Source organism: Flavobacterium artemisiae, from assembly GCF_042678225.1.
Taxonomy (GTDB): Bacteria; Bacteroidota; Bacteroidia; order Flavobacteriales; family Flavobacteriaceae; genus Flavobacterium; species Flavobacterium artemisiae.
In genome coordinates this window covers 402,060-418,841 of sequence record NZ_JBHUDZ010000007.1, presented here as the reverse complement: position 1 = coordinate 418,841, position 16,782 = coordinate 402,060, and the positions used below count along the sequence as shown (strand labels likewise).

The 16,782-nt window shown below is 34.1% G+C and carries 9 protein-coding genes; 4 read left to right on the top strand and 5 right to left on the bottom strand.

The annotated features are described in order from the left end of the window. The 3 genes from ACFSC2_RS06970 to ACFSC2_RS06960 are packed head-to-tail and all read left to right on the top strand — an operon-like array spanning position 1 to position 5,012. The gene (locus tag ACFSC2_RS06970) at positions 1-699 is read left to right on the top strand and encodes a hypothetical protein (RefSeq protein ID WP_379817036.1); all 699 of its coding nucleotides are present in this window, start codon (positions 1-3) and stop codon (positions 697-699) included. A 9-nt stretch (positions 700-708) separates the two neighbouring features. Further along, on the top strand, positions 709-3,252 hold the full coding sequence (locus ACFSC2_RS06965) for a ribosomal protein L7/L12 (RefSeq protein ID WP_379817037.1): 2,544 nt from the start codon (positions 709-711) through the stop codon (positions 3,250-3,252). Further along, positions 3,243-5,012: a hypothetical protein gene (locus ACFSC2_RS06960; RefSeq protein WP_379817038.1), complete on the top strand. Its 1,770-nt coding sequence runs from the start codon at positions 3,243-3,245 to the stop codon at positions 5,010-5,012. Before ACFSC2_RS06965 ends, ACFSC2_RS06960 begins: the two co-directional genes overlap by 10 nt. A 75-nt stretch (positions 5,013-5,087) precedes the next feature. Here ACFSC2_RS06960 and ACFSC2_RS06955 read toward each other — a convergent pair whose 3' ends face one another. Together ACFSC2_RS06955 and ACFSC2_RS06950 are read right to left on the bottom strand one after the other, a co-directional pair. Then, positions 5,088-6,866, bottom strand: coding sequence for an AMP-dependent synthetase/ligase (locus ACFSC2_RS06955; RefSeq protein ID WP_379817039.1), 1,779 nt, complete (start codon positions 6,864-6,866; stop codon positions 5,088-5,090). Positions 6,867-7,044: 178 nt separating this feature from the next. After that, positions 7,045-7,476, bottom strand: coding sequence for a hypothetical protein (locus ACFSC2_RS06950; protein ID WP_379817040.1), 432 nt, complete (start codon positions 7,474-7,476; stop codon positions 7,045-7,047). Between the two features lie 435 nt (positions 7,477-7,911). Between ACFSC2_RS06950 and ACFSC2_RS06945 the strand changes: the two genes are divergently transcribed. Then, positions 7,912-8,196: a hypothetical protein gene (locus ACFSC2_RS06945; protein ID WP_379817042.1), complete on the top strand. Its 285-nt coding sequence runs from the start codon at positions 7,912-7,914 to the stop codon at positions 8,194-8,196. Positions 8,197-8,435: 239 nt separating this feature from the next. Here the strand turns inward: ACFSC2_RS06945 and purL are convergent, their stop codons facing one another. From purL to ACFSC2_RS06930, 3 genes are all read right to left on the bottom strand, one after another. Continuing rightward, positions 8,436-12,089, bottom strand: coding sequence for a phosphoribosylformylglycinamidine synthase (purL, locus tag ACFSC2_RS06940; protein ID WP_379817043.1), 3,654 nt, complete (start codon positions 12,087-12,089; stop codon positions 8,436-8,438). 731 nt (positions 12,090-12,820) lie between these two features. Then, the gene (locus ACFSC2_RS06935; RefSeq protein ID WP_379817044.1) at positions 12,821-14,665 is read right to left on the bottom strand and encodes an endonuclease; all 1,845 of its coding nucleotides are present in this window, start codon (positions 14,663-14,665) and stop codon (positions 12,821-12,823) included. Between the two features lie 224 nt (positions 14,666-14,889). Beyond that, entirely contained in the window at positions 14,890-16,740 is a 1,851-nt protein-coding gene (locus ACFSC2_RS06930; RefSeq protein ID WP_379817045.1) for an endonuclease, read from the bottom strand. Positions 16,741-16,782: the final 42 nt, after the last annotated feature.

Here is a 16,782-nt window from a genome sequence, read left to right as displayed (position 1 = left end):
ATGTATTTTTTAGAAATAAATAAAAAACATATCGATTTTTTAGGCGCCATAAGAGATTGGGAAAATGTAAAAGTGGCTTTTGACAGCGAATCGGTTTGGGTAAAAGATTTTCATTCAGAACAATTAAATGCGATCGAAATTCAGCAGATTCCGTTTCATGTTATTTATGAATTAAAAGAAAATCTGTTGTTTAAGAGAGGAAGTTTACTGCCTGTAAAAAAATTACCTTCAGGTTTACTTTGGTCACCAATTATGAGAGCAGTTCCTGTTACGCTGCCCAAATTCAATCACAATTATTTTGGGATCGATCAAAAGCTTGAACTTCGTTTAAAACCGTCGGAAATAGAAAATGAAGCTTATGCATTGCTTACTAATTACGATGATTTGAAGGATTATATAGAAACAGCCCCAGACTTTAGATTAAAGCCGCTTCAATGGGTTATAGTTAAAAAAAATATCTTAATTATAGGAAAACCAATGCTGCCGATAAAAGGGAAAACATTCTGGTTAAAGAATGATTTTTTACTACCGTCGGGTTATGATTTTGAACACTCAATTTTAGCCAAGACAATACAGGAAAACCTAAACCCTTTTGGAGAAGATTTGATCGTTTGGAATACAGACAACAGCTGTTTTAAAATAACAAAAGAAAGTTTGAAACCGCTGTCAATTAGTTCGTTTCGCTTAACTTTTTCATAAAAAGAAATAATGGAATTAGAAAAATACTTTCAATCTTTTGAACACTATTTTTGGGAATTTGACACTCGGATTTCTTCTGATAGCGGAGGCGAGATTATATCAATTCCGAATACATTTACGATTGCTTACGAAGAATTTATTTTTGAAGTTTTAGAGTTTCTATCAGAAGATGGTTTTCCTCCTTTTGGTTCACTTTTGCTTGCAATAATAGCAACAAATCAAGAGAATGAAAATGCTATTCTAACGATACAATATATAGCAGAAGAAAAGAGTAAGTTAAATAAAAATTCTTATGCTAATCCTGACGGTGATTTCTTTAGAACTGGTGCAGTCCTTGATTTTTTAAAAATTTTAGCATCATTGCCTGAGGAGTATAAAAGAGGCGAAAAACGTTTTCAGCTTTTTCAGACTATTTTTCATAATTGTCACAAAAGAGTATCATCTGATAAGGCAAAAAATATACTTGATCAATATCGAGAAAATCAAAAAAACGGCATAAAATTTCGAAACAAACCACAGCCTTTTAATCTTGGTAGTTTTATTAAAGATTTTAGAACAATTGCGCTTTTAAAGGTAAAATTTCCAACCGTTGAAGAGCTGCTTCGTGCGATAGAAAATGTACCGCAGGAAGAAATAAAAGAACAATTGCCAGAAGAAATTCTGGAAGTAGAAGATACTTCAGAAAATCCGTTAGATTTTGTTGAACAGCTTGTTCAAGAAGAAAAAACATTTCAAGTCGGAAGTCTGATCAAGCATATTTGGTCCGGATTAAATATTCCGCTTCATCATAACATGCCAAGCGCACAGCCATTGGGCGGTGTTTCTGATCTAACTAACAAAGGAGATTTTGATAAACTGCTTATTTCTGAATTTGCGCATGATGATGACGTTTTTATGTCCAGAATTGCCAATAATGAAGCTCTATATATACAGCGTGAAGTTCCTCCGGAAGCCGATAAATTTCAAAGAATATTAATTATTGATATTTCTTTGATCAATTGGGGAAATCCTAAGATATTGGCTTTTGCATCGGCGATTGCTGTCGCTTCACATCCAAAAACAGATATCGAATGCAAAGTTTTCGTAGTTGGAGATACATACCAAGAGATTTTTGTAGAAAATGTAGATCAGGTAATAAGTTCTTTAGAGCATCTTAGTGGTAAACTGAGTTGTGCAGAAGGTTTGGATTTGTTTTTTAAAGAAAACATTCTGAACGATAAAAGTCAGGAAATCTTTTTTATTTCGTCTGATGAAAGTTTGAAATTACAGCTTATGCAAAAAGCAATGAGCGAATATTTTAATCAAATTAAATATGTTTTTTCAACGAATGTAGAAGGGAAAATTTCGATATTCAAAAATCAGAATAAAGGAAAAAAACTGCTTCAGGAAATTGTAATGCCTTTAAGCGAACTATGGAAAAGAAATAAAGTTAACAATGTTAGTGTTTCAAATCTTACGATCGATAGCAGTATACCGCTGCTTTATCCGGCAGAACGAAATTACAAGCATATTTTCCATGAAAATGATAAATATTATATTCATCTAAATGGGACTTTGTTTTTATTTTCTAATGATAAATTTGATAAAGGATTTAAAAAGATTGCATCCAACATACCTTATCATTTAGGAGGAGAATTTTCGATAAAAACCAACTCAGGCGGCATGCTTTTATTGCTTAATTATTCCTATAGTTCGTCGGTTATTACAATCGTAAATCTTAAGACAAAGAAAGTAATAACCCATAAAGCTTTTTCGGATGAAGAACAGCCTAATAAGCTTCATTTTTTTCCTTACAATCTTCATTTTTATTTTACCGATAATGTGAATTTCTGGAAAGTAAAAGATAACGGCGAAGTGGAGTTAGAATCTGATCCGATGGTTGTGTCGGCTTATGATGAGTATTTTAGTAAAAACTATCTTTTTATAAGAAATTTTAAAAGCAGTAAATCCAAGTTTACGTTTATCAAAAGACTAGATCGCGTTGGTATAGATTATGGAGAAATCAGAATTAATACTTATTGTTTAAGAAATTCAATTTTTGAAAGAGATAGGAGACACTCTAGAGATGATTCAAAAAGATTCAAGCCTTTAGTAAATCTGGTATTAAAAAACGCAGGGCCAAAAAAAGTAACTGTCATTAAGATGATTATGGACAATACAGGTAAATCGTTGAGTGAAGTTAACGAAATTATCTCTCAAGATTTGGGGATTATTCTTGAAAATACAACACTTCATCCAGCAGAGAATTTAAAAAAACTGCTTGAAAATATTGGAGCTGTCTGTTACATGGAAACAAAATTCTATGAATCTAAAGATGGAAGTAGAATCTCCAATCAAGATGGAATTTTAATTTTTGAAAGCAGTAACAAAACTATTCCGGTATTTTATATTCCATTTGTTTCTGAGCAGTTAACGGTAATGGCAACAGTAGATGAATTTTCTGGGAACAACTATTTTATTGACGAAGAAAGCTCGCAACAGCTCATAGATGCAGATTTGTTTAACGAAAAGTATTTAAATCCTTTTATTTCGAATGTATTGCCATGGAATTAAAATTAAAACTACATAGCAAAAACTCTTTTCCAAAAGAAGGGATTTTCATTAAAAGCAATTCTATAGGATTTTGGCTGGACGAGATTCAGAATTTGGGTTTAGCACTCGAAAACTGTCGTGTTTTTCCAGTGCCAGGAACTGCAGCGAATGAACTTTACGGTTGTATGGTTTTGGCAGATGTTCGGAATACCAAAATAAAAGATCTTGGAAAGAATAATTTTTATCAGTTGATAGAGAACAAACTTTTTATTCCAGAAAATACAACAGTAGTTCCAAAATTAGCCAAAGAAGAATGGGGTAAATTGTTTTCGGATCATTTTCATTTTCTGCATCCCGATATTGGACTTGTAGAATTGGAAGAAGAAATAGTTTGGTCTGATTATATTCAGAAACCAAACCTTTTGGATATCGAAGTGATAGAACCTCGTAAAAGTGTTGCAATTCCAAGTTTTATTTCTTCTTTGAGAATTGAAGTTGATAAAGAAGAACTTTTAAAACAAATCGAAGATCCCTATTCTGAAGAAGAAAAAGAAGAAAATCTGCCTTTTAATCTAAAGAAGTTAATGATGGGCAACAATAAAGAAATGGATAAGTTTTTGGCTTATTTGGAGAAACATCCAGAAAAAGCAATGAAACTGGCCATTCCATTAGATACTATCGGCTCGGGCAGAGGAGGACATGAAGGAATATTTACTTTTAATTCAGGTTTAGTAAATGACTTTAATTTAGAAGGTTTAGGAGGTTTTTTGAATAAATTGTTTTCAGGAAATGGCTTTACAATTAATATGATCAGATGGGGAATTTTAGTCCTGTTTGTTGTTTTGGTTAAAAGCTGCGACGGCCCAAGTTCGCCTATAGATTTTGGATCGATAATGAAATTTATGTTTTTATGCATGATTATTTTCTTCTTTATTAAAGCGGCAACTGCGAACAATGCGAGCGATCGAACCCGCACAAAAAGCAGTGGAGGTGCAGCTCTAGTAGATTCAGACCGATTTAATACGCTGCAGAACCGTTACGAGAAAATGGCGGAAGAGTATGTAAATAGAAAAGAGTATGAGAAAGCGGCACATATTTATCTCAAACTGTTAAAGAACAATCACAAAGCAGCAATGGTTCTAGAACAAGGACAATTGTATCGAGAAGCTGCCGGGGTTTATCTAAAATACCTGCAGAATAAAGTTAAAGCGGCAGAATGTTATGAAAAAGGGCATGCTTACAACGAAGCCATTGAACTTTATAAAGAACTTAATCAAGACGAAAAAGTGGGTGATTTGTATCTTATTTTAAAGAACAAAAAAATAGCCGATAGATATTTTAGAATCGTGATCGAAGATTATAAAAAGAATTCGCAATATGTAAAAGCTTCTTTAATCTATAGAAATAAAATTGGAGATCCAAAAGAAGCACAGGAATTGCTTTTGGATGGCTGGAAGACCGGTAAAGATGCTTCAAATTGTCTGAACAATTATTTTGCGAATATTCTTTCCCATGAGGCTTTGTCTAAAGCAATTACAACTCGTTATGAAGAAGACGTTGATGAAAAGAATAAAATTAGCTTTCTAAACATCTTAAAGCATGAATTTAATAAAGGGCAGATCCTTGAAGAAGTGACCAGAAATATAGCCTACGAAATTGTAGCAGATAAAATCGAAGAAAGACCAGAATTGGCGTCTGAATTAATACACTTCAATAAAAACAATACGTCAATGACAAAAGATGTAATGAAGTACAAATTGAAAGTGAAAAGAAGATATTAATTTGGTTGATGAAAACAAAAACGGCTGTCTAATTTTAGACAGCCGTTTTCTTTTTTTTGGTTACATTATTTTGATTTAATTATTCCCGTAGATTTTAGCGTAAAGATCTTTGTAGATTTCTTTAATGATTTTACGTTTTAGTTTTAAAGTAGGAGTCAGTTGCCCGCCGTCGATAGACCAAACATCTGGCGTTAATTCAAAACGTTTGATTTGTTCCCAGTGTCCGAATTTCTTGTTGATTTCTTCCACTTCACTGTCAATACGTTTGATTACGTCTGGATTTGAAGCGATTTCTGCCGTAGAATTTCCTAAAGTAATTTTATGAATTTTTGCCCATTCTTTTACAAATTCAAAGTTTGGCTGAATAAAAGCAGAAGGCATTTTTTCACCTTCACCAATAACCATAATCTGCTCAATAAAACGAGATTGTTTCATAGCATTTTCGATCATTTGAGGGGCAATATATTTACCTCCAGAAGTTTTAAACATTTCCTTTTTACGGTCTGTAATTTTAAGGAAACCTTCGCTGTCAATTTCTCCAATATCTCCCGTATGGAAATAGCCATCAATTACAGCTTCAGCAGTTTTTTCGGGATCTTTAAAGTAACCTAACATTACGTTTGGTCCTTTTAATAAAATTTCGCCGTCTTCTGCAATTTTAACTTCAACATTACGAATTGGTTTTCCAACAGTTCCAACTTTAAAACCTTTGTTTCGCTGGTCATTAACAGCAATTACAGGCGATGTTTCAGTCAAACCATATCCTTCCATAACTGGAATTTCAGCTGCTGCAAACACTCTTGATAAACGTGTCTGTAAAGCAGCACTTCCAGAAACCATTAAATCTAATTTTCCTCCTAAACCTTCTTTCCATTTACTGAAAATTAGTTTGCGGGCAATTTTTAATTGAAATTCATACCAAGCACCATTTGCTCCGTATGGTTCATATCTTAAACCTAAATCAATAGCCCAGAAAAACAGTTTTTTCTTGATTCCAGTTAATTCTGAACCTTTAGCGTATATTTTATCGTAAACTTTTTCTAAAAGTCTTGGAACAGCTGTAATCACTGTTGGGCGAACTTCTTTTAAGTTGTCACTGATTTTATCAATAGATTCTCCAAAATAAACCGAAACGCCATAATATTGATAGATATACAAAATCATTCTTTCAAAAATATGACAAATAGGCAAGAAGCTTAAAGCGGTGCTTTTTCCTGGATCAAACGGAATTCTTGGCGCACTGTCCAAAACGTTTGAAACAATATTTTGATGAGAAAGCATAACTCCTTTTGGTCTTCCTGTCGTTCCAGAAGTATAAATAATGGTAGCTAAATCTTCCGTTTTAATACTGTCTTTTCTAGCTTCGACCTCACTCTGGTTACTTTCATCTTCACCCGCCAAAAGCAGATCTGTCCAGTGTTTGCAGCCTGGAATTTCATCAAAAGAGTAAACTTCTTTTAAAGTTGGTACATTAGCTTTAATAGCATTTACTTTCTGCAATACTTCAGTATCAGAAACAAAACAGTAAATACTGCCGCTGTGGTTTAAAATGTATTCGTAATCTTCTTCAGCAATTGTTGGATAAATAGGAACATTTTGCGCACCAGTCTGCAAAATACCGATATCCATTATATTCCATTCCGTTCTATTGTTCGAAGTGATTAAAGCAATTTTATCATCTTTCTGTACGCCCATGCGTAATAATGCTCTTGAAACAGCATTTGCTTTTGCAATATATTCCTGGCTAGATGTTTTTTCCCAGACCCCATTTTTTTTGGTTGCCAAAGCAGCCGGAAGGTTGTAAGTTTCTTGTTGATAATAAGGAAAATCAAAAAGGCGTGTGATTGAAACCATGTTTAATATATTGAATTTTATTGCAAATTAAATAAAATTTGGGAATGATTTTTAATTTTATAAAATTAAATGGCAAAATTTATGGGTACTATTAAAATTCAACGAAAACGTTTTCTTTTTTATAGTAAATTTTACAAAAAACCAATAAATATTTATTTTGAAGAGAACTGTTTACAGTTTATTGAACATTATAGTCTTCATACATTTTTACTCTTTCTCCCATCAAGAACATTTTTTTCTTGGCAAAATGAATAGAAAACTGGCTATAGCTCCATTCATTGCTGTCATTTGTTCTGTACCAAAATGTGTACGAAGCGCTGTTAAATCCTTCTTTGATAATAGGTTTGCCTTCCCAATTACATTCGATACCCCAGTTGATCTTTTGTTTGCTAAGATCATCAGATTGTATAACTCCCGTTCCGTCTGGATTAAGTACAGTGCTTGGTTCTTTTTTATCTGGAGGTAAAAACGTTCCCGAGATCGGATAATCTAGGGTATTGGTAATATAATGTTCTTTGGCTTTATACATAATTTGATCAACCTGAACTTGTGAGTGTGATTTTAAAGCAACAAAAAATAAGGCAAAAAGTAATACTTTCAAGGTTTTCATTCGATGTAGGTTTAAATTGTTTGGGACTAAAATAAATCTAATGGCTAATTTATCTCTTTGCGAATATAAACCAAAAAAGTTAATAGAATGTAAGCTTGAATATAAGAATCATGCTTTTAATTTTAATTTTTGTCAACTAAGTTTTTTACTCCGTGGAAAACTGATTTTCCAGCAATTTTTCTTTAAAATCGGATTTAAAAGTGTAAGCAAAGTAAGCATCAAGCTCGAGTGTAGGATTTTGAAGTTCTGTTATTTCTAAATAATAAAGTGTTGTTTTTATAACGAAAGAATTAAAGAGATCTAAAAAAGGTGTTTTTTCCCCTGTCAAAAACAGGAAATAACAGTGATAATATGAATTATGAGGCAATTACTTTTACAACAATAAATTGCGGAAGCCGAAAAGCAAACGAGTAGGCGTTATTAAATCAAAATAATATGGAGACTGCTTTATTTTTAGCAATGGGCTGGTGCGGTACTAAATATCCAGGCTGGTGGAAACGTTTTTGGAAAAATCCACTACCTCCGCCAGATCCAGAACCTTGGTGGAGTATTACATTAATTGGAATTGGACTTGTTGCAGGTGCTGCAGGCGGGTTGTTCTTCAGTAATGCTATTTTAGATAATCAATTTTTTGCAGGTCAGAATGCAGTTGCTTCGGGGCTATTTGCTTTTGGTGCTTCAAATGTTGTAACAGGCATTGCTTCAGCCTTTAAAAACTAAAAAAATGCCTCGACTTAGGGATAGCGTCGGGGCATTTTTTTAATGAAATATTTTTCCGTCTCGAATTCAACGAAATTATTTTTAGCCACAGATTAAGAAATTAAGATGATTTATTCACATTTTAAAAAAATAATCTGTGAGAATCCTTTAATCTATAAAAAAATAATTAGTAAAAATTCGTGTAATTCGTGGCAAAAAAAACGCCCGAATTATCGGGCGTTTTAGCAAAAATATATTTCTTAGTTTTTCTCAATCCATTTTCTAGCATTGATAAAAGCTTCATGCCAAGGTGTGTACTCGTCATTTCTGTCTTTTGGATAATGTGCCCAGTTCCATTGGAAAGTAGAACGCTCAATATGAGGCATTGTAACCAAATGTCTTCCTGTTTTGTCACACATCATAGCTACGTCGTAATGCGAACCATTTGGGTTTGCAGGATATCCTTCGTAAGCATATTTAGAAACAATGTTGTAGTTTTCTTCACCCATTGGTAAATTAAATTTACCCTCTCCGTGAGAAACCCAAACTCCTAAAGTGCTTCCTGCCAAAGTTGATAACATAACCGAATTGTTCTCCTGAATTTTTACAGAAGTAAAAATACTTTCGTGTTTGTTACTGTCATTATGAAGCATTTTTCCGTGAACTTCGTGTTCTGGATTAATCACTTCTAATTCCATAAACAACTGGCATCCGTTACAAATTCCAACAGATAAAGTATCTTCTCTCTTGAAAAAATTATCCAAAGCTGTTTTTGCTTTTTCGTTGTATAAGAAAGCTCCAGCCCATCCTTTAGCAGAACCTAAAACGTCAGAGTTAGAGAATCCGCCGACAGCTCCAATAAACTGAATATCTTCAAGCGTTTCACGACCTGAAATTAAATCGGTCATGTGAACGTCTTTTACGTCAAATCCAGCCAAGTACATAGCGTTTGCCATTTCACGCTCAGAATTACTTCCTTTTTCACGGATAATAGCTGCTTTTGGTCTTGGTTTTGAAGCATCAATTACGGGAGCCTTTCCAGTAAAATGACTTGGGAAAGTATAATTTAAAGCCTGATTTTTATAGTTTTCAAAACGTGCTTTTGCAGTGCCGTTTTTAGATTGTTTTTGATCTAATAAGTATGAAGTTTCAAACCAAACATCTCTATAGGTTGGAATATCCAAATTCCAATTTCCAACTTCTAAAGTTGCAGTATTTTGAACTGAACCAATTTTGAAGAATTCAATATTGTTTACTTTTAATTTAGCTTCCACCGCTTCATTTGATCTAGCCTGGAATACGATTCCGATGTTTTCTGCGAAAAGGATTTTCAATAAGTCTTTTTCCGCGAAAGCTGAAAAATCAATTTTAGCTCCCAAATTCACATCAGCAAAACACATTTCTAATAAAGTAGTGATCAAACCACCGCTTCCGATATCGTGACCTGCTAAGATTTGGTTATCAACAATTAATTCCTGAATCGTATTAAATGCATTTTTGAAGAAAGCCGAATCTTTAATTGTAGAAGTTTCGTTTCCGATTGTATTTCTGATTTGTGCAAAAGAAGAACCTCCAAGTTTGAAATCATCTTGAGACAAATTGATATAATAGATGGAATCTCCGTCTTTTTGTAAAACAGGTTCTACTACTTTTTTAATATCAGTACAGTTTCCAGCAGCAGAAATAATAACCGTTCCCGGCGCAATTACTTCATCATTTGGATATTTTTGTTTCATAGAAAGTGAATCTTTTCCAGTCGGAATATTGATTCCCAATTCGATTGCAAAATCTGAACAAGCCTGAACAGCTTCGTATAAACGTGCATCTTCACCTTCATTTTTACAAGCCCACATCCAGTTTGCAGAAAGAGAAACACCTTTGATTCCGTTGATAATTGGAGCCCAAACTAAGTTTGATAAAGATTCTGCAATTGCATTTCTAGATCCGGCTGCAGGATCAATCAAAGCCGCGATAGGAGCGTGCCCGATAGAAGTTGCAATTCCTTCTTTTCCTAAGAAATCCAAAGCCATTACTCCAACGTTGTTCAATGGTAATTGTAATGGACCTGCATTTTGTTGTTTCGCTACTTTTCCTCCAACACAACGGTCAACTTTATTTGTCAACCAGTCTTTTGAAGCAACCGCTTCTAAACGTAAAACGTCTTTTAAATAACTTTCGAAATCATTTGCCGAATAAGAAACGGTAGCATATTTTCTATCGATAGTTTTATCAGTCATAACCGTTTTTGGAGAACTTCCGAAGAAATCTTCTAAAGCATAATCCATCGGTTTTGAACCATTTGACTGCGATTGGAAAGTAAAACGGTGATCTCCTGTCACATCTCCAACTTCGTACATTGGAGAACGCTCTCTGTCAGCAATTCTTTGTAATGTATCGATATCTTTTTGACCAATAACCAATCCCATTCTTTCCTGAGATTCGTTACCGATAATTTCTTTTGCAGAAAGTGTTGGGTCTCCAACTGGTAATTTGTCTAAATCGATCAAACCTCCAGTTTCTTCCACTAATTCAGAAAGACAGTTTAAGTGTCCGCCCGCACCGTGATCGTGAATCGAAACAATTGGATTATTGTCGCTTTCTACCAAACCACGAATCGCGTTTGCAGCACGTTTTTGCATTTCTGGGTTTGAACGCTGAATCGCATTCAACTCAATTCCTGAACCGAAAGCGCCAGTATCTGCAGAAGAAACCGCAGCACCACCCATTCCGATTCTATAATTTTCTCCTCCAAGAATAACGATTTTATCGCCTTCTTGTGGTTTCTTTTTGATTGATTGATCTAATTTTCCGTAACCAATTCCACCTGCTTGCATGATTACTTTGTCGTAACCAATTTTACGGTCGTTTTCAGAATGTTCGAAAGTTAAAACAGAACCTGTAATAAGCGGTTGTCCAAATTTATTTCCAAAATCAGAAGCTCCGTTTGAAGCTTTGATTAAAATATCCATTGGTGTTTGGTACAACCATTTTCTTTCTTCAACTGCATTTTCCCATTTTCTGTCATCGTTTAAACGAGAATAAGAAGTCATGTAAACAGCAGTTCCAGCTAATGGCAATGAACCTTGCCCTCCTGCTAAACGGTCACGAATTTCTCCTCCAGATCCTGTTGCAGCTCCGTTGAAAGGCTCCACAGTTGTTGGGAAATTGTGTGTTTCTGCTTTTAATGAAATAACCGAATCAAATTCTTTTACTTCATAAAAATCAGGTTTGTCAGCAGATTTTGGTGCAAATTGCTGCACTTTTGGTCCTTTTACAAAAGCAACGTTGTCTTTGTAAGCAGACACAATATCGTTAGGATTTTCCTGAGATGTTTTTTTGATTAATTTGAAAAGAGAAGTCTCTTTTTCTTCACCGTCAATAACAAAAGTTCCGTTGAAAATTTTGTGACGGCAGTGCTCTGAATTCGCCTGTGAGAAAGCAAAAATCTCAGAGTCAGTTAATTTTCTTCCTAGTTTAGTCGAAAGATTGTTTAAGTAATCAACTTCTTCTTCGCTTAAAGCCAAACCTTCAACTTTGTTGTAAGTCGCAATATCATCAATTTCTAAAATTGGTTCAGGCTGAATGTTGATTGTGAAGATTTCCTGATCTAATTCGTTGAATTTTTGAGAAAGCATCGGATCAAAATCAGTAAAATCTTCCGTTGCTGGATGAAATTCTTCGATTCTGATAATGCCTGAAATTCCCATGTTTTGGGTAATTTCTACCGCATTAGTACTCCAAGGTGTGATCATAGTGGCGCGCGGACCAACAAAAAAACCCGTCAGTGCGGATTTATCGATCTTGTTTGCGTCGGCAAAAAGCCAGTTTAATTTTGAAATGTCTTGAGCTGAAATTTCGTTTTGCGTTTGTACGGCAAAAACAGTTTTGCTTTGGTTTTCAAAGAAATGGATCATTTTTGTGTGTAGTTTGTTGTATTGAGCTGCAAATTTAGTTTAAATAAATAGCAAGCGCAAATTTGGAAACCGTCTCTTTAAAAAAAAGTTGAAGTTGCCATTTTATTGCATAATTTTTCTTTTTGCCATAAAGACGCTGAGGCTCGAAGATTTTTTTATTTTTAATGATGTGAAAGTTTTTATTTTTAATGGATTGTCGTGATTTCTCAAATTTTTTATTGACTGAAATTTTAGTAAAACTGCTAAAATAGTGCTCTCGCAGATTTTTGCAGATTTTGCGGATTTTTTTCAGTTGGGAGGATTTAAAAAAGATTTTTTCACGCAGATTTGTTCAGATTTGAGCTGATTTAACTGATTTTTTATTTTTAAATTGGCTAAATCTATATTCAGTATATGAATCTGCTCTATCTGCTAAATCTGCGAGAAAAAATAGTAATGAGAATTTGAAAAATAATTTCACGCAGATTTGTAGAGATTTGAGCTGATTTAATTGATTTTTTTATTTTAAAAATCTGCTTAAATCTTTATTCATTATATCAATCTGCTTTATCTGCAAAATCTGCGAGAAAAAATAGTAGTAAGTATTTCAAAAATAATTTCACGCAGATTTGTTCAAATTTTAGCAGATTTAATTGATTTTTTATTTTAAATCTGCTAAAATCTTTATTCGGTATATGAATCTACTTTATCTGCTAAATCTACGTGAAAAAAATATACTATAAGTTTAATTTCTAATTAATAACAATCTTTTTAATCAAAGTTTTTTCTGCGGTTGTAATTTTAACGATATAAATTCCTTTCGAAAGATGCGATACTGATACCGCATTGTCAGATGTATTTTGTTTTTCGAATACCTTTTGGCCTGCAAAAGAAATTATCTCTATCGAATAGGATATTGAATCGCCATAACCAATAGTAAAATTTCCGTCAGAAGGGTTTGGATAAATAACAATTTCATCTGAATATTCGACAATTTCTTCATCTTGAATAGGTAAAGCCATTTTGCTGGCCAAATTATTACAAGTGTCCTGTGAATAAGAATTCCATTGTGAACTTAAATTAAAAGTTGTTGATGGAGAAGTCACCGTAGATTTTCTTCTTAAGGTAACGTCAACAGCGAAGTTGGCAGTTCCACCGTTAAAAGTTCCGATAATATCTATTAAAACGCCATTTTTGAACAAACCTACGGCATCATTTCCATTAAACATTAATTCTGTTGCAGTGGTCGAAATGTTGGCAGCGCTTGTAGAAAAACAGCTTGATGAAATAGAACTGTTTACTACAACATATTTACTTCCTGTTGCTAATGTTCCGCTCAAGGTTAAACCGGTGCTCCAAGAACCAGCGCCATTTGTTTGTTTTTTAATGGAATAAATAGACATATTGATACTGCTTCCAGTGTTATTCGCAATTTCCAAAGCTTTATTATTTCCAGAACCTTCAATGTATTCAGAGAAAAAAAGTTCTGTTGCAGTTCCTGTTCCGCCGCTATTTGTAGTTACAGAAATAGTGTTGCTTGACGCTGAAGCATTTCCTGCTGCATCTTTTGCTTTTATATAAATTGAATAATTGGTTGAAGCCGTTAAACCATTTATTGTTGCAGTTGTTCCTGAAACAGTTGTCTTTAAAACACTATTAGCATAAACATCATAGCCTGTTACACCAACATTGTCTGTAGAAGCTGTCCAATTTAAAGAAATAGAATTTGCTGTTTGGCTTGTTGAAGTCAAACTAGAAGGAGCTGTTGGAGCCTGAGTATCTGATGAAGAAGTTCCTCCCCAAATCTGATTCACATATTCAGGATGATCTATGTACGGATTTCTATTGCCTTGGCGTGCGTAGATTGCATTATTTCTAGTGATTTCTCTTGCGCTTACAGGATCTTGTGCATGCCATGCTAAGAGGACATTTAAGAAGGCAGTTGTAAAAACTTGGTTGCTGGATCCATTAAACATTGGATATGAATAACCTGAAACCGTATTTTCGTAACGCGTTGCAAAGTAAAAATACATTCTGGCAATATCACCTTTAAAAGCATTTATAGGTTCAAATACAGTTCCGCTGTATCCAGAAACGGAGCTTGAACCTAATTTACTTCCGTTCTGAGAGGTGTAGGTTGCAGAACCTACTGTTCCGTGAGGATAATTGGAACGCATTCCGTTTACTTTTCCATCGGTTGGAGTGATAAAATGTGCATCGGCGACCATTGGCGATTGCTCGTTAAAAACTGACTGCGGAATAATGTGTTCTCTGTTATAGCAATCTCCTTCAACAGAATAATTGCCGCATCTTTGTGTCGTTCCGGTTGTATAATTGTACGGATCTGTTCCCGATGGATTTTCAGAATACATGTCTAAGATTGTTCCGTCGTTTTCGTAGAAATTATCAACGTCAGAAGTGAGGTAAGTGGTGTAAAGACCTGCGTAACCGTTATTGGTGTGGCCTTTAATAATGTTGTACAATTGTGTTTTTAAAGTGTAACCTGTTCCAGTAGCCGTGTTGTAATAACCAGACGGAATTTGAGCAAAACCAATTGCAGTAAACAGCAATAAAAGTAATAGGTAGTTTTTTTTCATAAATAATAGATTTAGGTTTAGTTGTAATACGGTTTTTAAAATATTGATTTTTAGAATTTTAAATTAAGTATTGTAACAAATCTATTACTTTTTTGAATGCGTCACGTTAAGCGATGTTTAATTTTGGATATATTTTCCTACCCTGTATTTTTAGAAGAAAAAAAATCCTGCAAAGACACCGTTTTATGTCTTTGCAGGAAATTAATGCAATTAAACTATTTTACTTAGTTGATGATGATTTTTTTACTGCTCGTTTTCGAACCTTGTGTAATTCGAACAATATAAATTCCTTTCGACAAATTATTTACGGCTATTGAAGAAGAATTATTGTTTTCTTTTGAAAATAGTATTTGCCCTAAAATTGATATGATTTCAATATTTGATTTTTCGTTTGAATCTTTTAACTGAATAGTAAAATGACCATTTGAAGGATTTGGATAAATTGAAAAGGTATTAGAATCAAAATCTCCAGTTCCTAAATTTGCTAAAGTATGGCTTCCTAATCCGTCACATTTGTCTTTTTCATAGACATCCCATTCACCAGCTTTGTTAAAAGTGGTATTTGGAGCAGAAATAGTTGGTTTTCTTCTTAAAGTTTCATCGATAGAAAAATTGGGAGTTCCACCATTAAAAGTTCCGATGATATCTATTAAAACATCGTTTTTGAATAAACCAATAGGATCATTTCCATTAAATTGAAGTTCTGTAGCATTACTTGATAAATTGGCACTTGCTGGATTATAACAAGTTGCGGTTCCCAGGCTGTAAGCAATAACATAAGATGCTCCTTGTGTAAGCGTACCAGTAAGAGCCAATCCAGCAGTTGTTGTCCATGCACCAGCTCCATTGCTTTGCTTTTTAATGGTGTATTGCGTTAAATCTACTGTGTTTCCTGTAAAATTTGAAACTTCCAAATATTTGTTGTTTCCAGAACCTTCAATATATTCTGAAAAGAAAATTTCATTTGCAATTGTTCCGCCACCTGTAGACGCAGCAGTGTTTCCGTCAACAGAAGTGCTTGCAGTTGATAAATTATTTGAAGTATCTTTTGCCATTACATAAAAAGAATAAGTTGTAGATGGTGTTAAACCAGCAACAGTTGCAGTTGTTCCAGTTTCATTTTGTTTAAAAATTCCATTTACATAAATCGCATAACCAGAAATTCCAACATTATCTGTAGCGGCCGACCAGCTCAAACTAATTGTGTTTGAAGTGCTAGCGGTAACAGCTAAATTTAACGGAGCAGTTGGCGGCGTCGTGTCATCAGCTTCTGTAGTCCAGATTGCTTCTACATATTCAGGATGGTCAATAAATGGATTTCTGTTGTTTTGACGCGCATAAATTGCATTATTTCTAGCAATTTCTCTGGCATTTACGGGGTCTTGTTTGTGCCAAGCAATAAGCTGACTTAAAAATGCGGATGTAAAAACTTTGTTTGCTGTTCCGTTAAACATTGGGTACGAATATCCTGAAACTGTATTTTCATAACGAGTTGCAAAATAAAAATACATTCTGGCAATATCACCTTTAAACTCATCGATCGGTTCAAAAACAATTCCTGAGTATCCAGATAACGAACTATTTCCTAATTTACTTCCATTTAAAGAAGTGTAAGTTGCTGTGCCGACATTTCCGTGCGGGTAATTAGAACGCATTCCGTTTACTTTTCCGTCTGTTGGTGTAATAAAATGAGCATCGGCAACCATCGGAGATTTTTCACTAAAAACAGATTGTGGAATAATATGTTCTCTGTTGTAACAATCGCCTTCAGCGGCATAATTTCCACATCTTTGAGTAGTCGCAATACTATAAGTGTAAGGATCTGTTCCTGTTGGATTTTCAGAATACATATCTAAAACTGATCCGTCATTTTCATAAAAATTATCAATATCAGACGTTGCGTAAGTGGTGTAAAGACCTGCATATCCGTTATCAGTATGTCCTTTAATGATGTTGTACAATTGCGTTTTTAAAGCGTAACCAGTTCCTGTTGCAGTATCATAATATCCTGTTGGAATTTGTGCGAAAGCAGAAGTAAAGGCAAGAAAAAGTAGAAAAAAGTAGTTTTTTTTCATAGGTAAATGGGTTGAGATTGGGGAATCTTAAAGATGAAATCC